This is a genomic window from Streptomyces phyllanthi (assembly GCF_009377205.1).
GTDB classification, from domain to species: Bacteria; Actinomycetota; Actinomycetes; order Streptomycetales; family Streptomycetaceae; genus Streptomyces; species Streptomyces phyllanthi.
Genome location: NZ_VJZE01000008.1, coordinates 1 through 24798 on the forward strand (window position 1 = coordinate 1; position 24798 = coordinate 24798).

11 protein-coding genes are annotated in these 24798 nt (G+C 69.4%); 9 read left to right on the forward strand and 2 right to left on the reverse strand.

Annotated features, from left to right (window positions below; translation table 11 throughout):
• Nucleotides 1–1148: FAD-dependent monooxygenase (locus tag FNH04_RS02665; RefSeq protein WP_152779918.1), on the forward strand; the 1148-nt coding region annotated here is incomplete at its 5' end.
• A gap of 809 nt (nt 1149–1957) precedes the next feature.
• Here FNH04_RS02665 and FNH04_RS49590 read toward each other — a convergent pair.
• A complete protein-coding gene (locus FNH04_RS49590) occupies nt 1958–2362 on the reverse strand; it encodes a DUF7144 family membrane protein (protein ID WP_456154865.1) in 405 nt (134 codons plus the stop codon).
• Here FNH04_RS49590 and FNH04_RS02675 point away from each other — a divergent pair.
• From FNH04_RS02675 to FNH04_RS02705, 7 genes are all read left to right on the forward strand, one after another.
• Nucleotides 2361–10082 (forward strand): SpvB/TcaC N-terminal domain-containing protein, encoded by a 7722-nt coding sequence (locus tag FNH04_RS02675; RefSeq protein ID WP_152779923.1) that lies wholly within the window; start codon nt 2361–2363, stop codon nt 10080–10082. The two genes, FNH04_RS49590 and FNH04_RS02675, sit on opposite strands and share 2 nt — an antisense overlap.
• A gap of 152 nt (nt 10083–10234) precedes the next feature.
• Nucleotides 10235–10999: a hypothetical protein gene (locus tag FNH04_RS02680; protein ID WP_152779925.1), complete on the forward strand. Its 765-nt coding sequence runs from the start codon at nt 10235–10237 to the stop codon at nt 10997–10999.
• The gene (locus FNH04_RS02685; protein WP_322722519.1) at nt 10996–11916 is read left to right on the forward strand and encodes an ATP-grasp domain-containing protein; all 921 of its coding nucleotides are present in this window, start codon (nt 10996–10998) and stop codon (nt 11914–11916) included. The genes FNH04_RS02680 and FNH04_RS02685 overlap by 4 nt, the downstream gene beginning before the upstream one ends.
• Complete coding sequence (locus FNH04_RS46315; RefSeq protein WP_194236518.1) at nt 11916–13403, forward strand: hypothetical protein; 1488 nt, start codon at nt 11916–11918, stop codon at nt 13401–13403. The genes FNH04_RS02685 and FNH04_RS46315 overlap by 1 nt, the downstream gene beginning before the upstream one ends.
• On the forward strand, nt 13400–19993 hold the full coding sequence (locus FNH04_RS02695) for a neuraminidase-like domain-containing protein (protein WP_152779927.1): 6594 nt from the start codon (nt 13400–13402) through the stop codon (nt 19991–19993). The genes FNH04_RS46315 and FNH04_RS02695 overlap by 4 nt, the downstream gene beginning before the upstream one ends.
• A complete protein-coding gene (locus tag FNH04_RS48855; RefSeq protein WP_152779929.1) occupies nt 19986–23324 on the forward strand; it encodes a Tc toxin subunit A-related protein in 3339 nt (1112 codons plus the stop codon). The genes FNH04_RS02695 and FNH04_RS48855 overlap by 8 nt, the downstream gene beginning before the upstream one ends.
• 64 nt (nt 23325–23388) lie before the next feature.
• Nucleotides 23389–24348 carry a metallopeptidase domain-containing protein gene (locus FNH04_RS02705; protein ID WP_152779931.1) on the forward strand — a complete coding sequence of 320 codons (960 nt, stop codon included), beginning with the start codon at nt 23389–23391 and terminating at the stop codon, nt 24346–24348.
• A gap of 16 nt (nt 24349–24364) precedes the next feature.
• Here FNH04_RS02705 and FNH04_RS02710 read toward each other — a convergent pair whose 3' ends face one another.
• Nucleotides 24365–24580: a helix-turn-helix domain-containing protein gene (locus tag FNH04_RS02710; RefSeq protein ID WP_322722520.1), complete on the reverse strand. Its 216-nt coding sequence runs from the start codon at nt 24578–24580 to the stop codon at nt 24365–24367.
• On the opposite strand from FNH04_RS02710, the gene FNH04_RS47260 reads away from it, so the two are divergent.
• Nucleotides 24540–24797 carry a hypothetical protein gene (locus FNH04_RS47260; protein ID WP_322722527.1) on the forward strand — a complete coding sequence of 86 codons (258 nt, stop codon included), beginning with the start codon at nt 24540–24542 and terminating at the stop codon, nt 24795–24797. The genes FNH04_RS02710 and FNH04_RS47260 overlap by 41 nt on opposite strands.
• The last annotated feature ends 1 nt before the right edge of the window (nt 24798 follow it).

Below are 24798 nucleotides of genomic sequence, written 5' to 3' on the forward strand. Positions count from 1 at the left end.
GTGCGGTGGTGGTCGGGGGAGGCATCGGCGGGCTGGCCGCGGCGATCGGCCTGCGCCGGATCGGCTGGGACGTGACGGTCGTCGAACGCGCTCGGATCCTGGCCGACGCGGGCGCGGGGATCTCCCTGCACGCCAACGGCATCCGTGCCCTGGACGTCCTTGGTGTCGGCGAAGCGGTACGCGCAGCCGCGCGGCCCCAGTACACCGGGGGTACCCGCACTCCCGGCGGCCGATGGCTGGCCCGGATGGACGGGGCCGTACTGGAGCGCGAGCTGGGCACGCCGATCGTCGGTATCCCCCGGGCCGTGCTGCAGCGCCTGCTGCGCAAGGCGCTGCCTTCCGAGTGCCTGGTCGTCGGGGCCGAGGTGACGTCCGTCGACTGCGCAGGCCCCGGCCGGGTGCGGGTGCAGGTCAAGGAGGGCGTCCTGGACGCCGACCTGGTCGTGGCGGCCGACGGAGTGGACAGCAGGCTGCGTGGCCAGTTGTTCCCTGACCACCCCGGCCCTGTCTACAGCGGATCGACGGTGCTGCGCGCCATCACCGAGCATCCGGTGACGTTGCGCACCGACTTCGAACTGACCTGGGGCAAGGGCGCCGAGTTCGGCCACATCGCCTTCGCCGACGGCCGGGCCGAATGGCACGCGGTGCTCAACTCGCCGCCCGGAATCCGGCATGCTGACGCCCTTGCCGCGATGCGCCGTCGGTTCGGCAGCTGGCACGATCCGATCCCCGTGTTACTGGACGCCACCCGGCCGGACGCCGTCCTGCACCACGACATCCACGAATTGGCGACGCCCTTGCCCGCCTTCACCGCGGGCCGGGTCGCGCTGCTCGGTGACGCGGCACACGCCATGACCCCGAACCTCGGCCAGGGCGCCTGCCAGGCCCTGGAGGACGCGGCCACGCTGGCAGCCGCGCTCGCCGGCGAGCCCACGGTCGAATCAGCTCTGACCCGCTACGACGCCGAACGTCGCCCACGCAGCCAGTCCGTAGCCCGGGCCGCGCGCCAGGCCGGCCGGATGGGCCAGCAACTGACGCACCCGCTGGCCGTGGCCCTGCGCAATACGGGACTCCGGCTGGCCCCCTCCAGCCTGACCGTCCGGGCCGTGCTGCGGCACGCAGACTGGGCACCGGCGAGCCTGGGCTGAAAGCACCGGACCGACTCCTCGGGCCAACGCCGCGGCCGTGAACAACCTCCTTGCCCCCCAGCAAGCGCCTGCTCCTGAAGGCGACATGACACATATCCCGGTACGGAAAGGAGGAGGAGAGGTGACGGTCTGGCCTGGCCCACGCCACGCCCGCAGCAAACCGGCCGGACCGATGCTCTTGCACACAGGCCGACCGCACTCCCTTCTTGAAGCGGCGCCCATGCTGTTGGGCGCTGAAAATGCCGACGAGTGCGACATCGAACGTGGCATCTCTGCCTGATTGGGCCTCGGCTTTCAATAGTGCAGCAGCCGGGGCGAGTCGGCTGGCACTCTCGATGAGTCGGCTCCAGTTGTGGTCCTGATCGGCATCGAGGCACCAGGCAAGGTGTGTCTGCAGCGTGGCCTCCGCGCCAATGAGACGTCCCTTCACCGACGCCTGCTGCTCGGTGTGGGGCAGCCGACGCTGACGGGGCGGCCTGGCGCGCGGCGCGGCGTTGCTCGGCGGCCCGGATAGATTCCCGGAAGCCTTCCTTTGCGCAGGCTGGCGGCATGCGCGGCCTTGCCGTCGGGGCTGACGGTCTTGCGCCGGCCTTTGGCCTTCTTGTCTTTCGGCCCGCCGTGGTCCCCGCTCGTCAACCGGACACGCTTGGAGGAATTGCGAAGGTGTAGCGCAAGAGCGCCTGGTCGTACTACCTGCGGGGGCGTGGGTGACAGCCGCCGTCCGACCCGAAAACTACTGAGAGTATCAATCGATCACTCGGGAAGGTACGCCCTTCGCGTTCAACCCGCCCAGGCCTTGAGTATTGCCCTTATGGCCGGGCCTCGCGGCGTGGCGCGCACAGAGCCCAGATGATGAAGCCGTCGATGACGATGAGCGTGATCGACCAGACTGGCTGGTACGGCAGCCAGACGAAGTTTGCCAGCATGCTCAGCTCCGCAAGGACAACGGCCACGGCGCGCGCCGGGTTCCACGGCTCCCGTCGTGGTGGTGCTGCTTGTAAGCGTGGGACGTTACTGGTCAGCCGGGGTTCGGCAGGGCCGTGAGCCGTTGCAGGGCTTCGGTGATCATGTCGGCCCATAGCCAGTGGTGTGCCAGGCAGAGGATGCAAGGGGCAGCGGCTGGCCGGGTGATTTTCCGGGATTATCTGTTGATCATGGCTAATAGTTGCTCTAATCGTGTAAGTCCCCCGCTGTCCCCGGTGAGGAGGCGCCATGGCGCCGTCGGATGGTCCACGCAGCCACGCGGCTCCCGCGGACAACCGCCTGACGATCACGGCGCCATCCGTGTCGTTGCCCAAGGGCGGCGGTGCGCAGCGGGGAATCGGGGAGACGTTCGCCGTGGCCGCGGCGACGGGGACGGCCGGACTGCAGATCCCCGTGCCGGCGCCGCGAGGCCGTTCCGGGTTCGGACCGTCGTTGGTGCTGAGCTACGACTCGGGCGCGGGGAACGGCCCGTTCGGGCTGGGGTGGAGCCTGGGGCTCGCGGCGGTGACACGCAAGACCGACAAGGGCCTCCCGCGCTACTGCGACGGCGAGGAGTCGGATGTCTTCCTCCTGTCGGGCTCCGAAGACCTCGTCCCGGTGCTCGATGAAGGCCCGGATAAACAGTGGCGCCGCCAGCAGCTGCCCGAACGGATCGAGGATGGCCGGACCTACCGCGTAGAGCGCTATCGGCCGCGCGTGGAGGGGACGTTCGCGCGGATCGAGCGCTGGACGGACAAGACCGACGGCACCGCCCACTGGCGCTCGATCAGCGGCGACAACGTGACCACGCTGTACGGCGTTGACGACAACGCCCGGGTGTGCGACCCGTCCGCGCCCCCCGGTGCCCCGCGCGTCTTCACCTGGCTGATCAGCGAGTCGCGCGACGACAAGGGCAACGTCATCCAGTATCGCTACGCCCGGGAGAACGGCACCGGCATCGACACACTCGCCGCCCATGAACGCCACCGTACGGCCGACACCCGCGGCACGCAGCGCTACCTCAAGCGCGTCCTGTACGGCAACCGCGCGAGCGCCCTGACCCGAACCCCGCCCGGGCCCGACCCGTGGATGTTCGAGGTCGTGCTCGACTACGGCGACCACGACGCCGCCGAGCCCACGCCGATCGGTGGCGACTGGACGTGCCGCCGCGATCCTTTCTCGACGCACCGCGCCGGATTCGAGGTGCGCACCTACCGGCTGTGCAAACGCATCCTGGTCTTCCACCACTTCCCCGACGAGCCCACCGCGGGCCGCGCATGCCTGGTGCGCTCGCTGGACCTGGCCTACGACGAGAACCCCGTGGCGTCGCTGCTGGTCTCGGCCACCCAGCGCGGATTCCGGCGGACCGCCGACGGTTTGACGAGCCGTGCCCTGCCGCCACTCGAACTGAGCTACAACCCAATCTCGCTGGGCGAGTCCAGCGACGTGCGGACTCTCGACGGTCCCATCGCGGGCCTGGCGGTCGGCGCTGAGGCCGCCGCCGCCCAGTGGGTCGACCTGGACGGCGACGGCATCCCCGGAGTCCTTGCGGCAGCGTCGGAGGGATGGCACTACGCCGCCAATCGGGGAGGCGGCATGGTCGATGCGCCTCAGCCACTGGCCACGGTGCCCACCGGCGCACGGCCGGGCGAGGGCGGCCAACTGCTCGACCTCGCTGGCGACGGCCGCCTCGACCTCGTGTCGTTCTCGGGACCTTCGCCGGGGTTCTACAAGCGAACCGACCGGCGCGGCTGGGCCCCGTTCCGCGCGTTCGAACAGCTGCCCAACCTCGCGTGGGTCGACGGCAACCTGCGCTTCACCGACCTCGACGGCGACGGCCGCGCCGACGCGATGATCACCGAGGGCGCCGCGTTCACCTGGTACCAGTCGACGGGGGAGAGCGGCTTCGGTTCCGCGTGGCGCGTCCCGGCCGCCACGGATGCCGACCAGGGGCCTGCCCTCGTGTTCGCCGACGCCGAGCACGCCGTGTTCCTGGCCGACATGTCCGGCGACGGGCTGGCCGACCTGGTGCGCGTACGCCACGACGAGGTCCGCTACTGGCCCAACCTGGGATACGGCCGCTTCGGTGCGGCCGTGGTGATGGACGACCCGCCGCTGCTGGACGCACCGGACCTCTTCGATCCGCACCGGGTGCTGCTCGCTGACCTCGACGGCGCCGGCCCGCACGACCTGCTGTATGTGGGCACTTCGGGCGTCCGCGCCTACGTCAATGAGTCCGGCAACCGCTGGGCCTTGGCGGTGCCCGTCGTCCTGCCGGACTTCCCGACCCCCGAACGCCCGGCCACGGTGGACCTGTTGGGCACTGGAACACCCTGCTTGGTGTGGTCATCCGCTTGGCCGGCCGACGCCCGCGCGTCGGTGCGCTACCTGGAACTCATGCCCCGCGGCAAACCGCATCTGCTCACCGGCATCCGCAACAACCTCGGCGCGGCGACGGTGATCGCCTATTCCACCTCCACCGCGTTCCGTCTCGCCGACGAGGCCGCCGGGCAGCCGTGGGCGACCCGTCTGCCCTTCCCCGTGCACGTCGTGTCCCGCACCGACACCATCGACCACGTCAGCCGCAACCGGTCCACCACCCGCTACGCCTACCACCATGGCTACTTCGATGGCGCGGAGCGAGAGTTCCGCGGCTTCGCACGAGTCGACCAGTGGGACACCGAGCAGCTTGCCGCACTTGCCGACAGCAGCACCATCCCCGTCTCCGTGCCCGACCCGGTGAACCTGGACGCGGCCTCCCACGCACCGCCGGTACGCGTCACCACCTGGTACCACACAGGCGCCTTCACCGACGCCGGTGAACTGTCCGACGCCCTCGCCCACGAGTACTACCGCGAAGGCGATCCCAGCCACGGCACTCCCGGGCCCGCGGACCGGCAGCCCGACCTCCTGCGCCCCGACCAGCCGCCCCCGCCGCAACGCCGGGCGGCCGACGGGACCCTGACAGCCTGGCCGCTCACCGCGGATGAAGTCCGTGAGGCACAGCGAGCCATGCGCGGCGCGGTCCTGCGGCAGGAGGTCTATGCCGAGGACGGCACCGACGCGGCCGACCGGCCATACTCCGTCGAAGAGCGCGGCTACGGCATCGAGGTGGTTCAGCCGGCCGGCCCCAACCGGCACGCGGTGTTTCTGCGGCACGCCCGCGAGACGGTCTCGCTGAACTACGAGCGGGCGCTCTTCGACGTCGCCGGGTCCACCGTCGCCGACCCGCGCACCGTGCACGAACTCGTCCTTGCCGTCGACTCGTTCGGCAACACCCTGCAGTCGGCGTCGATCGCGTACGGCCGTAGACACCGCGACGCCGACCCGCGCCTGACCGAGGAGGACCACGCCGCACAACGGCTGGCATACGTCCAGATCACCGAGGACGCCTACACCGAGCCGCTCGACACCCCTGACACCTGGCGCACGCCGCTGCCCTGCGAGGCACGCACCTACCAACTGCACGGCTGCCCGCTCCCGGACCCGGACTCCTTGGCCCCGCTCGTCGCGCCCGACACCCTCGCACGTACCCTCGCCGCGCTGGCCGACGGTCACGCCGACCTTCCCTACACCGACGTGAACGGCGTGAGCGCCGGCCCGGGACCGCACCGACGTCTGATCGAGTACCACCGGACACTGTTCCGGCGTGACGACCTCACCGGGCCCGAACCGCTCGGCCGTACCGGCGCGCTCGCGCTGCCCCACGAGCATTTCCGGCTCGCGCTCACCCCCGACCTGCTCGCCACGGTCTACGTCCGCGACGGCGAACCCTTGCTGGCCGACCCCGCCGTGCTCACCGCCGCGGGCTACCGCAACGGCGCAGCACTGAGCGGGGAAGGCGGATTCCCGTCCGCCGACCCGCCCGGCCTGTGGTGGGAGACATCCGGGACCATCGGCTACGCGCCGACCGAGGGCGGCGACGAACTCGCCGAGGCGCGGCGGCACTTCTTCGTCCCCCGTTGCTACCGCGACGCCTTCGGCGCGGTGACGGCGGTCGCGTTCGACCCGGACGACCTGCTGGTCCGGGAGAGCGTCGACGCGCTCGGCAACCGCACCACGGTGGGGGAGCGGCGCCCCGAGGGCACCGTCTGGCGCAACGACTACCGGGTGCTGGCGCCCGCGCTGGTCACCGACACCAATGGCAACCGCAACGCGGTGGCGTTCGACGCCCTCGGTGTGGTCGTCGGCACCGCCACCATGGGGAAAATCGATGAGGCCGGACACGATGAGCAGGTCGGGGACACCCTCGACGGCTTCGTACCGGACCTCACCGACGACGTGATTGAGGCCCACATGCGGCACCCGGCCGACGCGCCGCTGGACCTCCTCGGCAGCGCCACCACCCGGCTGGTGTACGACGTAAACGCCTTCAGCCGTACGTCCCGCGAGCACCCGGGCGGGGAACCGCAGCCGGGCCCGCCCGCGGCGGTGCTGACTCTGGCGCGCGAACGGCACAGCCGTGGGCCGGACGCCGTTCCCGCACCGCGTGTGCAGGCATCGCTCGTGTACTCCGACGGGTTCGGCCGCGAGATCATGCGCAAGCACGAGGCCGCTCCCGGACCCGACGGCGCGCCGCGCTGGATGGCCAGTGGCTGGACGGTGTTCGACAACAAGGGCCGCCCGGTCAGGCGGTTCGAGCCCTTCTTCAGCGCCGTACCGGACTTCGAATTCGACTCCGCGCACGGGGTGAGTCCGATCATCTGCCGCGACCCGCTCGGCCGCGTCGTGGCCACCCTGCACCCCGACCACACCTGGGAGAAGACCACATTCGCCCCCTGGGCGCAGACCACGTGGGACACCGGCGACACCACCGCAATCGATGATCCCGCCACCGATCCCGCCACGGGTGCCCACTTCGCGCGCCTGCCGCAGCACACCTACCTGCCCACCTGGCGCGCCGCCCGCCTCGCCGAACCACCCGGACCTGCCCAGGACGCCGCCCGCCAAGCTGAGGTGTACGCGGATACCCCGACTACCGCCGTCTTCGACTCACTGGGCCGCGCCTTCCTCACTATCGCCGTCAACCGCACGACAATGAACGGGCCTTCGACAACAGAGCAGCACCCGCTGCGCGTTGAGTACGACATTGAGGGCAACCCACGCACAGTCCACGACCAACTCGGCCGACTCGCCGCCGCGTTCGACTACGACCTTCTCGGGCACCGCGTCCACGAACAGCACACCGACTCTGGCAACCGCTGGAGCCTCCTCGACACCGACGGGCATGCGCTGCGCGCCTGGGACTCACGGCACAACGACGTACGGACCGAATACGACGAACTGCGCCGCCCCGTCCGGACCCTGCTGCGCGGCCCGCAGGACGCCGCGGAGATCGAGATCGGGCGGGTCACCTATGGTGACGCCGCCGACCACCCCGGCGGAGCGACCGCCGCAGCCGAAGCCAACCTACGCGCCCAGATGTTCGAGTCCTTCGACAGCTCCGGCGTCACCACCCACCTCCGCTACGACTTCGCCGGCCGTCTCGTGCACAGCGAGTACCGCCTGGCCGCTGCCTACCGCGAACTGCCGGACTGGTCGCAGCCGCCCCAGCTCGAAGGACCGGCGCTCCCCACCACCACCTCGTACGATGCGCTCGGGCGCCCCGTCAGCCGTGTCTTGCCGGACGGTTCGCTGCTCACCCCCGGATATGACGACGGAGGGCAGCTGCGGTCCGTGTCGGTCGCGGTACGAGGGGCCGCGGCTACGGCGTTCGTGACCGACATCGGCTACGACGCCAAGGGCCGCCGCACGCACATCGCCTTCGGTAACGGCACACGCACCGAGTACACCTACGACCCACTGACGTTCCGACTGGCTACGCTGCGCACCAGCCGCGGCGCCGCCTTCCCTGATGACTGCCCCCAGCCCGGTCAAGCGCCTTGCGGGGTGCAGAGCTTGACGTACACCTACGACCCGGTCGGCAACATCACGCACATCCGTGACGACGCCCTTCAGACCGTGTTTTTTCGCAACCAGCGTGTCGAACCCGAGCGCGGCTACGTGTACGACGCGGTGTTGCGCCTCGTCGAGGCGACCGGCCGTGAGCACCTCGGTCAGACCGGGGGAGTGCTCAACTCCGCCGTGCCGCCCGGCTGGACCGACGCCCCGCGCACTGGGCTGATCCACCCGGGTGACAGCGCCGCGCTGGGCGTCTACCGGCAGCGCTTCACCTACGACCCGGTTGGCAACCTGACTTCGGTCCAGCACACCGTCGCCGACCGGGTCCATCCCTCCGGCTGGACCCGCGACTACGCGTACGAGCCGGGCGGCAACCGTCTCGCCTCGACGACCACGGGAGCGACCGTGGAGGAGTTCGGCCACGACGCGCACGGCAACATGACCCGGATGCCGCACCTGTCGGTCGCGCGCTGGAACCACCACGACCAACTCGCGGCCGTCGCCACACAGCACACCAACCAGGGCACACCCGAGACCACGTACTACGTCTACGACGCAGCCGGCCGCCGCACGCGCAAGGTGACCGAGGGATTCGCCGCCGAGGGAGTGACACCCGTCCGCATCAAGGAGCGGATCTATCTGGGCGATGTCGAGATCTACCGCGAGTACGGCCCCGAGGGGAGGACGGTCACCCTCGAACGCGAGACCCTCCACGTGATGGACGACACCCACCGCGTCGCCCTGGTCGAGACCCGCACTGTCGGCACGGATCGAGCCCCGGTGGCGCTGGTGCGGTATCAGCTGGATGACCAACTGGGCTCGTCAGCCGTGGAGTTGGATGAGAAGGCGCGGGTGATTTCGTACGAGGAGTACCACCCGTACGGCACGACGGCGTACCAGGCGCTCAGCGCCGGCATCGACGCCCCGAAACGTTATCGCTGCACTGGCAAGGAACGGGACGAGGAATCGGGCTTGGCCTACCACGGGGCCCGCCACTATGCGCCGTGGTTGGGGCGGTGGACGAGTTGCGATCCGGATCCTCTCGCGGACGGACCAGGCCCCTACACGTACGGCCGTGGCGATCCCGTGTGCCACACGGACCCTGACGGACGCGCGAGCCAGCAGGTCCGGCACAAGCTCAACGACGTGGTGCAGTACGGCAAGAAGCTGATCGACCGCCATCTGATCGGCAAGAACGTGCAGAAGGACCACGTGATCTCGCAGGGAAAGATGCGCCTGATTCGGACTGATCCCAAAGGGCGCGTCCACTACAACCCGGACAAGGACCCGACCGTGGCCATCGAGACCGGCAAGGCCACCAAGACATCACCGGCCAAGCCGCACACGATCAAGACCTCCCATGGCCCGCTGTCCGACACGCAACAGATCAAGCGGCTCAGGCAGGAGGGGATGAAGCACTTCACCACTGACATCGTCGGACCGAGCCGACAGGCGGCCTTGGACGCGGGCGTGAAATCGGAGTCGGTTGACAAGGCCATCTGGGGACAGCTGGACAACCTTCACAGCGCCCAGTCGTTGCAGGAGACCGCGAAGGAAGTCCGGGAGCTGCAAGCGGCGGCGAAGAAGGAACAGGTCGCCAAGAAGGCCCTGGTCGCGGGCAAGGAAGTCGGCGTCGTCGAGGGCAAGGAGCTGCTCAGCACTGGAGCGAAGAGCGTGCTCAAGTCAGGCGGCAAGACGGTGCTCACCAAGGCCGCCAAGTACACCCCGATCGTGGGCATCGCCGTTGGCGTCGTTCTCGTCGCCAACGATGCCAAGGCCGGTGACGCCAAGTCAGCGGCGTGGGATGCGGCCGAGGCCATCCCGGTGGTCGGTGACGTGGTCGGGGCAGCCCACGTTGGTATCGATGTGGGTGGCGGGGCGAACAGCCTGCTCGGCATCGACCAGGTCGCGGCCGAGCACGGCGAGGCAACCCGGCAGGGCGTGAAGAAGCTGATCGGCCACGACGGCACGGCACTGGTCGCGGGCGGGATTGTCGCGGGTGTGAGCGCGATCACCGTGGCACCGTCGTTGGCTCTCGGCCGGACCGTTGGCGAGTGGTTGAAGAAGTAAGCGGCGCGAGGGTGACCCATGTCTGAACCACACGGACTGCACCGTCACCCAGACCTCCGCAAGGGAGCTGTACGTGATCCAGGTCCCCAGATGAGCACGCGCCGACGACGCGGTGCGAACCCCCGTACCTGTCCGACCCGGGAGGTCAGATCATGATCCTCGTGCTTGCCTCGCGCCGCGACGCCGGCGCGCACCGACTGGTGAACACATGGGGACCTGAGCAGGCCCGCCTGCTCACGCCCGACGACCTGTCGAGCCCGGGCTGGCGGGTGTTCACGGAGGACCCGGCGGCCTCGCGTGCAGTCGTTCACGGTGAGGTGGTCGAGGTCGGTGAGCTGACCGGTGTGGTCACGCGCCTTCCTGCGGTGACCTCCGGCGAGGTCAGGAGAATCCAGCCGGACGACCGCGACTATGCCGCCGCCGAGATGTCGGCGTTCCTCAACTACTGGCTCTCGGTGCTGTCGTGCCCGGTCCTCAACCCGCCCGCCGCTGCCGGCCTGTGCGGTCCGGGATGGCGCAGCGAGCAGTGGGCCATGACCGCGCGGCGTCTGGGGATGCCGGTCCGCCCGCGAGGCCGCGATGTGCCGCCATACCTGCGGCCTGCCGCCTCCTCGGATGCCGGGGCACCCGCTGCACCGGCCGGGCAGCCCGCGATGCAGGTGACCGTGATCGGTGATCGGTGCATCGGCGGTGACGAACGCGCTCTGACGGAGTTCGCCGAAGCGCTGACGGAGGCCGCCGGTGTCCCGATGCTGACGGCGTTCTTCGAGGAGCACGGCTCCGAGGTCAGGTTCGTGGACGCCCACCCGTGGACCAACGCGTTCGACCCTCAGGTCGCCGACGCAATGCTCGACTACTTCCACCGTTCCGGCACCGCGGCGGTGCCCGGCGCCCACCGAGAGAGTGTGACGCCGTGATCCTTTTGTGGGGCCTGCTCCAGGACAGCCCGTTGGCGCGGGTGCGCGCCGAACTCCAGCGCCTCGGCGCCCCGGTGGCCTTCGTTGACCAGCGGGCGATTCTCGATTCCGGGATCCGTGTCGATGTCGACGATGCCATTCGCGCCGTGATCACGATGGGTGATCTTGAGGTCGATCTGGCCGACGTCACCGCGGCCTACGTGCGCCCGTACGACTCCTGGCGCATCGGCGACATCGCCCGAGCGGGGCGTGACAGTAACGAGTGCCGGCACGCATCCGAGTTCGACGACAGCCTGTGGCTGTGGTGCGAGCTGACCGAAGCGCGTGTCCTCAACCGCCCGAGCCGGATGGCCGGCAACGGCTCCAAACCACGCCAGTCCACGACGATCCGGGCCCATGGCTTCCAGGTGCCCGACACCCTCATCACCACGGACGCCGACGCAGCCCGTGCCTTTGCCGCCAGATACGACAGCGTCGTCTACAAGTCGGTGAGCGGAGTGCGCAGCATCGTCTCGCAGCTGAGGCCCGGCGACGACCGGCTCGACGACCTCGCCTGGTGCCCCACCCAGTTCCAGGAGCATGTGCCCGGCGTCGACTACCGCGTGCACGTCGTCGGCGACGACGTGTTCTGCTCGCGCATCGAGTCCCAGGCCGACGACTACCGCTATGCGGCCAAGCAGGGTGTGGAGGTGTCGCTGTCTCCTGCGGACCTGCCCGACGACCTGTCCGACCGGTGCCGTGAGCTGGCCGCTGACCTCGATCTCCCGCTCGCCGGGATCGACCTGCGGCTGACCCCCGACGCGGCTTGGTACTGCTTCGAGGTCAATCCCTCGCCTGCGTTTACGTTCTACGACCGTCACGGACAGGACATCGCCGGAGCTGTGGCCCGGCTGCTTCACGAGGCGGAGGTCGCCTGATGGCCAACCCGACCGTTCCGCCCCAGCTCACCGGGCCCCGGATGGCCGTGTGGGGTTACTTCCCCTTCGACGGCCGGGTGATCGACGCCGACGGCACCCACGCCGACTGGGACTGGGCGATGAAACAGTGGGACCGCGTCGCGGGTGCGGGCGCGGTCGTCCGGCTGGTCGTCGCCGACCAGCTCTACAGCCGGATCGACCTGACCACGGCCGCCGGGCCGGGCCAACGCAGCGCCGTGCGCGCCAAGTTCGACGCATGCCGGGCCGCCGGGCAGCTCGTCTTCGGGCGCGTCTATGTCGCAGGCGGCAAGCTCCGCGTCGGCCCCGAGGCCGCGTTGCTCGAGGACCCGCTCAGGCCGGGACGCAAGGTCCCCGCGGTAGCCGATCAGATCAACGCCTGGCAGACGCTCTTTGAGGAGCACATCGATGGGATCTACCTCGACTCGGGCCCGGTCGACTGCACCGATCCTCAACGTCCCGGCAGCGTGATCGGCATTCCGGACAACTACGCCGGCTACGCGCATGCCGTCCGTCAACAGAGCTACAAGCTGTTCATCCAGGTCGCGCAGTTCCCGGACAACGAGCCGGGGCGACCGTGGGTGCAGCGTCTGGGGGCCGACTTTTTGGAGATCTGGGAGGCGGGCGTCCTGCTCTACCGCACGCGGTTCGAGGCGCGCGACGCCTGCCGTCCCGACGTGAGCCCCGGTGTGCCGGACTGGTGGAAGCCGGCAAAGGGGCTGCGGTGGAGCAGGGTGCACGTGATCAACGACTGCCGCGACGCGGACGCGATGCGGTCGATCGCCAAGCTGGCCGTCGGCGATCAGCGGGTCGCGGGAACGGTCTGGATCACCAGATCGCGCCAGGACCCGAATTTCGGGGCCGTCTTCGACGTTCTGCCGCCCTACTGGGACGAGGAGGTCCTTTTCTTCCGGGATTTCCTGATCCAGGACGAGAAGGGCGCCAAGGACGCGAAAGACGACAAGGATGACAAGGACAACCCGGACGCCGCCGAGCAGAAGATCCAGAAGGACGACAAGGACAGCAAGGACAACAAAGATGGCAAGGACGGTAAGGACGACAAGGAGAACAAGGACGGCAAGGACAAGGAAGACAAGGACGCCAAGGACGACAAGGAGCAGAAAGACGAGAAGGACGAGAAGGACGGCAAGGAGGAAAAAGACAGCAAGGATAACAAGGATGACCCAGACACGATCACTCCGAAGCAGGAAAAAGATCTCAAGGATCTCAAGGACGTGCCCGACAAGAAGTCGGGAGTGTTCGAGAAGGACTCGGAGTCACGCCTCAAGGGGCTTGAGGTCACCGGCCTAGGCGACGTGCCCGGCTTTCTGGAGGACGAACCTGCTCCGGCCCTCGCAGACGATGAACCCGTGCCGCTCGGGCGCACTTTCATCCGCCCTGAAGAGCGACCCGAAGTGGGCTCATCCATTGTCGCCGACCCCGATGAGGCAGGAGCGAGCCAGCCATGAATCCCGTTGAACCGCCCCCGCCGGCCGACCCGCGCCCCGTTGCGGAGGGACGGGTGTTCGCCCCAGGCCGCACCGGATCCGCCGGACTCTTCGTGGAGATCGTCGACTGCCGCGTGGGGCAGGACGTCCGGGTCGCCTCCGCACTCACCGACGACAGCGGCGCCTTCGGAGCCGAAGTCGCCGACACTGCGCGACCGGCGCCCGACCTCCAGGCACGGGTGTGGACGAGCGACGACGACACGGCGACGTTCGTGGGCCAGTCCGCGGTGGCCTACGGGGCCACGGCACCAGTGGTGCGCCTGGACGTCGAGGTGGAGCCCGCGTCGACTGCCCTGGAGAGTGAGTACGAGGCCCTGTCGCGCTCGATCCAGCCGTTCGTCACCGGCCGCTTCGGCGTCATCGAGGAGTCGGACACCCGACAGGACGTCACCCACCTCGCGAACAAGACCGGATGGGACGCACGCGCCGTGGCGATGGCGGCGCAGGCCGACCAGCTGTCCGAGGACGGCGGGGGCACCATCGCAGCCCCGCTCTTCTACGCCCTGCTCCGTGCGGGACTTCCGGCCTCCGAAGCGCTGCTGTACCGGACGGGCGTCGGGAAGATCGAGGCCGTCTGGCGCGAGGCCATCGACCGTGGCGTGGTGCCCCGCGCCGTCGAGGCCGAACTCCCGGCCGCCCTGACGGCGTTCGAGGAGCAGTCGGTCAGCCGGATCCTGCAGGCGAACCCTGCCGGAACGTCGTCCTGCGGCGACCTGCTCGACCGCACGTTCCCCGCGGACGACGACAACAAGCGCGCCTTCGCCCGGCTTCAGATTGCCGCGCCCGAAGGCGGCGGGCCCTTCTGGGAGAGCGTGGAGTCCTCGTTCGGCCCGGAAACCCGCCGCCGGCTCCAGCTAGACGGACGGCTCGCCGTGCTCACGCTGAACAACGCACCGCTGATCAACGCCCTGCACACGGCGGAGGAACAGCACCCCGACGGCCCCCTGACCACCACCGAAGACCTTGCCCGGCGCTCGTACTTCCGGCCCGAGCGCTGGCTGGACGTGCTCGGCGACACCGTGCCGGACGCCGTCCCCGGGACCGCACCGCAAGAGCGCAGGACTAACTACGCGCACTTCCTCGCCGCCCAGGTCCGGACGAGCTTCCCCACCGCCTCCGTGGCGGCGAAGGTCTCCGAGGGCGACCTGCCGGTGAGCCCGGAGCCCGAAGTCCGAGACACCGTCGCAGGGTTCCTCACCGAGCACCTGGGCCGTTTCGAACTCGGCGTGGAGCCCGTCGAGCGGTTCATCTCCCGCAACGACGACGTGGCGGCGCCCGACGACCCCCGCACCCTCGACGCGATCAAGCGCCTGCAGCGCGTCTACCAGCTCACCCCCGATGACACCGCCCTGTCCGTGTTGCTGACCAACCGGCTGGATTCCGCGACCGCCATCGCCAGGCTGGGCGAAGGGGAGTTCGTCGCATCGCGCTCCGGCGACCTCGGCGAGTCCGATGCCCGTGCCGTCCACGCCCGCGCCCGGCAGATCTCCGACACGGTGGCCAACATCGCCGCCGGCTTCCTGACCGCCCGCCTGGCACCGCCGCTCGGACTCGACGAGCCGATCGTCGAGCCCTTCGCCCACTCCGACGCACCGGCGGGCGTGGTCGCCAACCCCACCCTGGAGGGGCTGTTCGGCTCGCTCAATGTCGGTGCCTGCGAGCACTGCGAATCGATGCTGAGCCCGGCGGCGTACCTGGTCGACCTCCTTCACTTCATCGACCTGCGCCCCATCGATCTGCCCGCCGGGGTCAAGAACCCCCTGGCCGTCCTGCTGGCACGCCGCCCCGACATCGGCAATCTCCCGTTGAACTGCGAGAACACGGAAACGGCCGTACCCCATATCGACCTGGTGAACGAGACGCTGGAGTACTACGTCGCGCACACCCTCTCGCTGGAGGGATTCACCGGCCACAGCACGCCCACCGGCCGACCCTCCGAAGAACTCCTCGCTCAGGCGGAATTCGTCGACGAAACCGCGTACGAGCCCCTGCGCACCGCACTATTTCCGCCCCCGCTGCCGTTCCACAAGCCGCTGGAAACCCTGCGCGCGCTGTTTGCACGGCTGGGCGTCCCCCTGGCCGACGCCATGCTGACGCTGCGCCGAAACGACAAGCCCGCCAACCCCGGCGGCTACGGTCTGCGGGACATCGCGCGTGAGCGAGTCGGCGTCTCCCCGCCCGAGGCGCTCCTGCTGACCGACAGCTCTCTGCCGCTGCAGAAACTGCTCGGCTACCCTGACGCCATCCCCGCATCGCGGATCCTGGACGAGCTGTCCTCCATACGGACCTGGGCGCGCCGTCTCAGCCTGACGTACGACGAGGTCGTGCGCGTCCTCGACACCCGGTTCGTGAACCCGAGTGTCACGCTCAGGCCGCGCATCGCCCGCCTGAACGTCTCCTTCACCGACCTCAAGCGGCTGAAAGCCGGCACGCTGCCAGTCGCCCAGTTCGACGCGATGCTCCCTCCCGACCTCGACCGCAGCGCGTACGGCGGCAACGTGGCGGCCTGGGCCACCGACGAGTCCAACCACAGGCGGATCATGCGCCTCCTGGTCACGGTGCCGCCTGCGCCTCCGGCGGGGACGACCGGCCCACATGTCCTCCCGGCCTTCGACGAGTTCCGGGTGCGCCACGCCGACCCCGATCCCGCGGGCGCGGCCCTGCGGCCCATCGACGCGCTACGCCTGGTCCGCTTCGTACGGTTGTGGCGCAAGCTCGGCTGGAGCATCGAGCAGACCGACAGCGCGCTGACCGCCCTGTTCCCGCCGGGCGTCGAAGGCGTCCAGGACGGCGGTGAGCCGAGCCCGGCCGGGCTGGACACCGGAGTCGCCACAGTTCTGGAGCGACTGGGCACCGTTGTGGCGGTGATGAAGCAGCGCTCGCTGAACCCCGACGAGCACCTGCCACATCTGCTCGCCTGCTGGGCCGACCTGGAGACGTACGGCCCCGACTCGCTGTTCCGGCGGCTGTTCTCGACCGGCGGCGCCGACAGTGCGGCGTTTGCCGACAACGGCTTCGGTGACGTTCTGCAGGATCCCGCCCAGCGGTTCCTCGTCCACGCGGACGCGTTGCGAGCCGCGTTCAACGTGTCGGCGGACGACTTCACGGCGCTGCTCGACGGGCTGGGTTTCGACGACCGGACGGCGCTCACGCTGGCGACCGTGAGCGCCGCGCACCGCCGGGCCTGGCTCGCGCAGCTGCTGGGGCTGGCTCAGCGTGAGCTGAACCGGCTACTCAAGCTCACCGGCATCGCCCCCTTCGCCTGGGACGGTGCTCCGCAGCCCGGAATGATCGAGCTGCTCGCCCGGCTGGACGCGCTGGCAGCGGTGGGCACCACGCCGACGGCGGCCCTCGCGGCCCTGTGGCCGCCCGCGATCACCTCGGACGTGTCCCAGCCGGACGACTACACGGCTCTGGCGCTGCTGCGTGGCCTGCGCGCCCGCTCGGCCGCGGTGGACGGTGAGTTGGACGCCGACGAGTCCACCTCAGACGACCGGATCCAGACGCTCTTGGCAGTACCGTTCGGGCCCGACGCCGCACAGGCCTTCACCGGCCTGCTGAGCCGGTCGACCGCGGTGGACGTCCCCTACCGGCAGGGCGCCTCGGCGCTGGCCGAGGCCGTGGTGAGGGCAGCCGGGTGCCGCATCGCCTACGACGCCGACCGCGGACGCCTCTCCTTCGCCGGACCGCTCGCCGCCGCCACGCGCGACGCGCTGAAGGCCGTGCCCGGTACGGGCCAGGCCTTCGCCGTCGCCGTGGACGCGCTCTTCGCGATGAGCGAGGACCGGCGCTCCCGCGACAGCGGCTTCGCCCAGGCCGGAGCGGCGATCGACCACTCTCTGGCGCGGTATCCAAATGTCGAGGCATTCCTCGTCTCCTATTTTACGTCCGCCGACCCACCGGCGGCCCGACGACGCACTCTTCTGCGCACGGTCCTGGCGAGCGTGCGCGAGGAACGGCGGCGCACCGAGGCGCTGACGGCTGTCGTGGTCGCGACGGGAACCCCGCTCGCCCTGGCCGAGGCGCTGCTGACTGATCCGCGGGCCCTGCACGCACCGGGCAGCGGGGGCGAGGCGGCCCTCGCTGCCTTGCTCAAGGCGGGTGACACCGGCTTGGAAGACACCCCCAGCGCTGCGTCAACGGTGTACAGCGGGTTCATCGATGTTACGGAGAGCGCCCGCCACCAGATCCGGGTGCGCTCCGGCCCGGGCACCGGCATCAAGCTCACGCTCGGCGGTACCGACACAGAACTGGTAGCCGAGGGCGACTGGTTCCGTACCCGGGAGGCCGTCGCGCTCCAGGCGAACCGGCCGGTCGCTATCGCCGTCACGGTCAACGGTGCGCAGACCGGGCCGCCTGCCCTGGACTGGCAGCGCGCCGGGCAGGGCTGGCAGCCCGTCCCGCCCGAAAGGCTCTTCGGAACAGCGGCGGTCGCCGGGCTTCGCGACATCCTGGCCCGGTACCTCGCGGCCAAGGCTCTCGCCGAGGAGTTCTCGCTAGGCACCGGCGGAATCGCGCATCTGGCCCGGGTCGAGCGGCTGGCGGTCGGCGCGGCGGGCTGGCTCAACGCACTGCCCGTGCTGGCGGGCTCCGGCGAGCCGCAGCTGGGCGCGGTCCTCGACGCGCTCCTCGACTTCGCCCGCCTGCGCACGGCCCTGAAGCTCGACGGCCAGGCCCTGGCAGCGCTCCTGCACTCGCCGGGTGAACTGCTCCATAACGGCCAGTCGGCGCTGATCCGCACGACCGGATGGGACCCGGGCTCCCTGGCGGCGCTGCTGGCGCATCGTGAGCTCCATGCCGACGCCCTGGGCGATGTCGCTGTACTGCGGCAGGTCGCCGACGCGATGGCGCTCGCCGCCACACTCGGCACCTCCATCGACACCCTGACCAGAGCCATCACCCCCGACCCCGGCGCCGACGCCGTGCAGCTCATGCAGTCCGCGCTGCGCGCCCGGCACGGATCGGGCTGGCTGGACGTGCTCAAGTCCGTCAACGACCCCCTGCGCGCCCGCCGCCGGGACGCCTTGGTCGCGTACATCCTGCGTGAGCTGAGATCGCGGCCGGTCACCGCCCACATCGACACCGCGGACAAGCTGTTCGAGTTCTTTCTGATGGACGTGCAGATGGAACCGTGCATGCAGACCTCGCGCGTACGCAACGCCACCTCGGCGGTGCAGCTCTTCGTCGAACGTGCACTGATGAACCTGGACCCCGAGCTCCCCGCCGCCGTTCTCGACGCCTCCCGGTGGGCCTGGATGAAGCGCTACCGGCTGTGGGAGGCCAACCGGCAGATCTTCCTGTGGCCGGAGAACTGGCTCGAACCCGAGCTGCGCACCGACCAGTCGCCCGCCTTCCGTCAGGCCCTGAGCGAGCTGCTGCAGAGCGACATCAATGAGGAGACGGCCTCCACCGCCCTGCTTGGCTATCTGTCGCGGCTCGAAGAGGTCGCCAAGCTCGAACCGTGCGCCATCCACTACGACGAGGGCGACAAGGACTCCGGCGACGACGTCGCGCATGTGATCGCCCGCACCCCGGGTGCCCAGCGCAAGTACTACTACCGCCAGCGGGCCGCCGGTTCCTGGACGGCATGGGAGCAGATCGGCCTCGACATCGAGGACAACCCGGTGACGCCGGTGGTGTGGAAAGGTCGGCGGCTGCTGTTCTGGCTGAAGGTGATGAGCACCAACCCGCCCCTGCAGCCGACGCCCCCAGAGCTGGCCGACAGGCCCCTCACCGCGCTCACGATGGGCCAGGTGCAGGGCCAGGGCGCGCAGAATATCAAGGTGTCCCCGCAGGCCGCGCTGTGCTGGAGCGAGTACTACAACGGGCGCTGGCAGCCGCCGAAGACCTCCGACATCGCCCTGCCGACCGGCTTCGGCAAGCTGTTTGACGCCTCCGGCGACGGCGCGTTCAAACGCGACCTGCTCGTGCTCGGCGAGACCCTGGAATCCGACGCCCTGCGCGTACGGATTTGGGGACAGGGCAAGAGCTCGTTCCTGTTCTACAACACCCACAGCCTGCCCGAACGCCAGGAGGACCGGGCACAGGAGCCCCTGGACGTCGAGAACTTCGCGCGCTTCGTCCGCGACATCGACGCGTCGAGCCCTACCCTGCGGATCTCCTACACCGAAGCTGACCAGGGCAAGGTCTCCTCACGGGACGTCATCGTCGTGCGCGACCGCTCGGCGTACCGGATCTCCTCGCCATTCCACATCAGCTACTTCCCCGACGGCGACCAGCACAGCCTGATCCAGAATCCATGGGCAGCCCCGTTCCTCTTCAGCGACAGCCGGCATGCCTTCTACGTGAGGAGCATCCCGCTGCATTCGACGTTCACCGACAGCCCGCATTTCGGGCTGCCCATCCCTGAGCCGATTCCGGAGCCGATCCCCGGGATCCTGGCGCCGGTGGATGCAGTGCCCGGCATGCCCCTGAACTTCTTCATCGACTCGCCGGGCAACCTCATACACGGTGACGTGGAGATCGCCCCCACTGGACGCGTGAGAAAACCGGACACCGAGAACCTGACCAGGAGGCCGCTTCGTGACTGACCGCAGACGCAGCCCTGGCTTCCACGAACGCAGGGACGTACGGCTCGGCGCCAGGGCGGCAGGCGACGCCGCCCTCACCAGCGATTTCACCTACACGTTTGAGAACTTCTTCCATCCGTACGTGGGGGAGCTGATCGAGCGCCTCAACAAGGGTTCGCTGGCCGGCCTGCTCGACCCGCAATTCCAGGAGAAGCTGGCAGACCCTCACTTCTTCGAGAGCTTCTACACTCCTGCCGCGAGCGGCTTGGTGACGTCGTTTCCCAAGGACATCGACGTGCGACCCGGAGGGTCGTACGCCAACTACAACTGGGAACTGCTCTTCCACGTCCCCCTGTCGATCGCCGTGCACCTGAGCAACAACCAGCGCTTCGCGGAGGCGCAGCGCTGGTTCCACTACATCTTCGATCCCACGAGCACCGACACCAGCGTCCAGGGCCCCGCGCGCTACTGGAAGTTCCTGGCCTTCCGCGGCCAGGCCGAGACGCAGAACATCATTCAGGTGGTGACGCTGCTCAGCACGCCCGACGACAAGCTGCAACCCGGGGACATCATCGCGAAGAACACCCTGCTGCAGGGCTATGGCGCGATCAGACGGTTCCCCTTCGAACCGCACCGCGTCGCGGCGACCCGCCCCGTCGCCTACCAGTACCAGGTGGTGATGAAGTACCTGGACAACCTGATCGCCTGGGGCGACAGCATGTTCCGGGAGGACACCGCCGAGTCGGTCAACGAGGCGACACAGCGCTACGTCCTCGCCGCCAACATCCTCGGACCGCGGCCGGAGCAACTCCCGGCGCAGGGAAAACGGGAGGCCATGAGCTTCCTCCAACTGCGCGAACATCTGCAGGAGATCGGGAACGTCCTGGTCGACCTGGAAAGCCAGTTCCCGTTTAACCTCGCCCCCGCACCTCCGTCACCGACGCCAGGCAGCTCGGAGGCCTCGTACGACTGGATCACCCGGGCGCCCTATTTCTGCGTTCCGCGCAACCAGCGGATGCTCGCCTACTGGGACCGCGTGAACGACCGCCTGTACAAGATCCGCAACTGCATGAACCTCGAAGGTGCCGCCCGGCAACTCGCCCTGTTCGAGCCCGCGATCGAGCCCGGCCTGCGGGTCAAGGCCGCCGCGGCCGGCATCGACACCGGTGCCGTCGCCACTGCGGCGGCCACCCCGGCCGGCCCGGTGCGCGGCGGCACGCTGCTGCAGTTGGCCCGCGGCCTCTGCGACGACGTACGCGCCCTGGGAAACGCCCTGCTGGCCGCGCTGGAGAAGGAGGATGCCGAGGCGATCGCCCTGCTGCGGCAGGGGCAGGAGCTGAAGATCGTCCAGCGGACGCAGGAAGTGCGCTACCTGGCCTGGCAGCAGGCGCAGGAGTCCACGAACGCGCTGGTGCGCAGCCGGAACATCGCGCTGGAGCGCTACCGCTACCACCTGCGCCTGCTCGGAGCCGACCCCGGAGCCTCCCAGTTCGACCTCCCGGTTGTTCCCCGGCCAATCAAGCCCGACGACGAGCCCAAGCTGACCACCGAGAAGGACTTCGACGCCGCCTACCTGCAACTGGTCCTGCAGTTCGACAAACCGCTGCCGCTGGAGCTGTACCCGCGGCTGAAGCTCGCCGGAGAAGGCTCCCCGACCACCAGCGCCGGCGCGTCGAGCCCGGGCCGGCTGAACCTGACCGTCAACGAGGACAAGGAACTCAACGACCACCTGCCGGCGGCCCGTGACCTGAACCTGGCCTCCTCGGTCCTCGACACCGTCGCCTCCGTGGTCAGGATGATCCCCGACATCGACGTCGACCTGCACTTCTGGGGCCTGGGCCTGCACAGCGAGGTGTTCGGCGGAGTCAAACTGTCAGAAGTCAGCAAGATCGCCGCCGCCATCATCCGCACGAAGGCGGCCTGGGAACAGGACCAGGCCGGGATGGCGGCGCGCACGGCGTCCTACGAACGCCGTGCCGACGAATGGATGCTGCAGAGCAACCTCGCCGCGCACGAGCTGATGCACCTGGGACGCCAGATCCTCGGCTCGGTCATCGCCGAACAGGCTGCCCACCGCGAGTACCTCAACTCCCGCTCCCAGATCGCGGACCTGAAGGGGACCGAGGCCCTGCTCAAGGACAAGTACACCAATGGTGAGCTCTACGGCTGGATGCAGGGTGAGCTGACCCGTATCTACTTCGACTCCTACCGCTTCGCGCTCGACGTCGCCCGCAAGGCCGAACTGACCCTCAAACGCGAGCTGATGCAGCCTGACTTCGACGCGGTACAGTTCGTCGGCGGCGACTACTGGAACGCCGGACGCAAGGGCCTGCTCGTGGCCGACTCCCTCGCGCTCGACCTGCGACGGCTGGAAGTGGCCTACCACGAGAGCCGCCGCCGAGAACTGGAACTGGTGCGACATGTGTCGGTCAACCAGCTCGACCCGCTGGCGCTCGTCCGGCTGCGCGAGACCGGCACCTGCGAGATCACGATCCCGGAGTCCTACTTCGACCTGGACTGCCCCGGCCACTATCTGCGCCGACTCAGGCATGTGAGCGTGTCGATCCCCGCTGTCACGGGCCCGTACACCAGCGTGAACTGCACCCTCTCCCTGTTGCGCAGTTCGGTCCGCACCGTGGCCACCGGCGCCGACTACCCGCGTCACGACGACTCCGACGAACGCTTCCAGGACTACTCCGGCGCGATCCAGGCCATCGTGACAAGCACCGCCCGGGACGACGACGGAATGTTCGTCGGCTCGGCGGCCGACGACCGACCGCTGCCCTTTGAAGGCGTCGGCGCCATCAGCACCTGGCGGGTCGAACTTCCTGCGGACTTCCGCCAGTTTGACTACGACACGATATCCGACGTCGTCGTGCACCTTCGGTACACCGCCCGGGACGGCGGCGCGGCGCTGCGCCACCAGGCCGTCGGCCACCTCCGGCAGCAGATCGAGCATGCGCAGGCCAGCGGCATGGCCCGGCTCTACGCGATGCGGATGGAGTTCCCCAGCGAGTGGGCACGCTTCGCCGCGGACGACAGAGGCCGGCCCCGGCTGGCCGTCACACTGCGCGAGGAGCACTACCCGTACTGGTCGCACGGGCACTCCCGCGAGACCGTGAGTGTGCTGCTGCTGGCCCGAGGACCGGCCGACGCCGACACGATCACCGTGCACGCGGGACCCGAGGACGGGGCGCCCAGCGACGCCCTCAGCCGGGACGACGCACTCGGCGGCCTGTTTACGGGGCAGCTCGTGAACATCACACCACCCGCGGCCGTGGGTGAGACGACACTCCATTTCGACCCGGGCACCGTCACCGATCTCTGGATGATCCTCACCTGGAAGGGCTAGATGCCCCGGGGGATAGGCGACCCGACCTCGAACGGCCTGCCCGCAGCAGCGAAAGGAGCGCCCTGTGCTCGTCGTCCTGTGCCATCCGTCAGACGTCCTGCCGGACGCGGCCGGACGTGGCCGCTGGGTCGACTTCTTCGACCCGGACGGCCGCGACCCCAGCAACGTCGTCCGCTACCTGAGCGACATCTCCCTCGGGCAGTACGACCCCTCGCCCTCCCTCATCACGCAGTGGCTCGACGTCGGTCACACCGCCGCCGAGGCGGCCGCGGTCGGCGGGATACCCCAGCGCCGGCTGCTCAGGGACTGGGGCCTGGCCGCCGCGGCCAACGCGGGCCTCGACATCGACGCTTACTCCGGTGTCGTCATCGCCTACAACATCGACTCCGATCACGGCTCCGTCGGCGGCGGCGTGGCGGTCCTGGCCTACCGTGCCAGCCGCCCCTTCGAACCCACCTTCATGTTTCACGAGATCGGCCATGTCCTCGGGCTCGACCACTCCCAGTCGCAGACCGAGGGGGACTACGGCGACCGTTTCGACATCATGAGCGCCATGAGCGTCTGGACCTTCCAGGACGCCTGGCAGCGGGCCGCGGGCCCCGCCGCGACCGGCCTGAACCTCGATCGCCTTGGCTGGTTCGACGAGAGCAGGCTGTACGAGGGGGACGTCACCACCCCCGACGGCTCGATCACCTTCGGCGACAACTTCACCCTGACTCCGCTGTACCGGCCGGACGTCGCCGCCGAGTCCCGTATGGCGGCGATGGTCACACCCGCCGGTACCTACTACGTCGAATACCGCGAGCAGATCGGCTGGGACGCCGGACTCCCAGGCCCTCGGGTGCTGATCCACCGGTACGAGAACGTTCCGGTGATCCTCGGGGGAGGGTGGGAACCGCTCGGCGCACTGGCGGTGGGCGGGCAGGTGCAGATCTCCGACACCCCGTGCCCCTGGGGCTTCAAGTTCTACTCCGTACGCGAGGACGGGTGCGCGGAAATCGGCTTGTGGGTGGACTACATATGACGGGGGAGAGCGCAGATCAGCGACTGCGAACGCCAGCCTCGTGCCTGATGCCCGGCGGCGGGCGTGGTGACGAGACGTCGCGGAACCGGGCGCGAAGGTTGGTGCCGCTGCCAAGACCGGCCTGGGCGGCGATCTGCTCGATGCCGAGGTCGCTGGCTTGGAGCAGTTCGCGGGCGCGATTGACGCGGGCGGTGAGCAGCCACTGCCGGGGGCTGACCCCCGTCGGCTGCACCCGTGTGCAACGCGTGGGCGGGCGCGCGGTTCTGGGCGCCGATGTGATCGGCTGTCTGCCGGACGGCCGCAAGCTCGTCGTGCCGTGCGGCAGCCCGGACCTGCAGAAGTTCAACACTACCGCCCGCAGTGACGGCGCAGACGTCGGGCTCTTCGTCGCCTCCTGCGTGTTTACCCGACACGACGGCGTTGTCACGTTGGTTGACCGGGTGGGATGAC

Bases quoted from the DNA above. Each gene is read 5' to 3' on its own strand.
- FNH04_RS02675 (WP_152779923.1), top strand. From the start codon at position 2,361: ATGGCGCCGTCGGATGGTCCACGCAGCCACGCGGCTCCCGCGGACAAC.
- FNH04_RS49590 (WP_456154865.1), bottom strand. From the start codon at position 2,362: ATGGCGCCTCCTCACCGGGGACAGCGGGGGACTTACACGATTAGAGCA.
- FNH04_RS02680 (WP_152779925.1), top strand. From the start codon at position 10,235: ATGATCCTCGTGCTTGCCTCGCGCCGCGACGCCGGCGCGCACCGACTG.
- FNH04_RS46315 (WP_194236518.1), top strand. From the start codon at position 11,916: ATGGCCAACCCGACCGTTCCGCCCCAGCTCACCGGGCCCCGGATGGCC.
- FNH04_RS02695 (WP_152779927.1), top strand. From the start codon at position 13,400: ATGAATCCCGTTGAACCGCCCCCGCCGGCCGACCCGCGCCCCGTTGCG.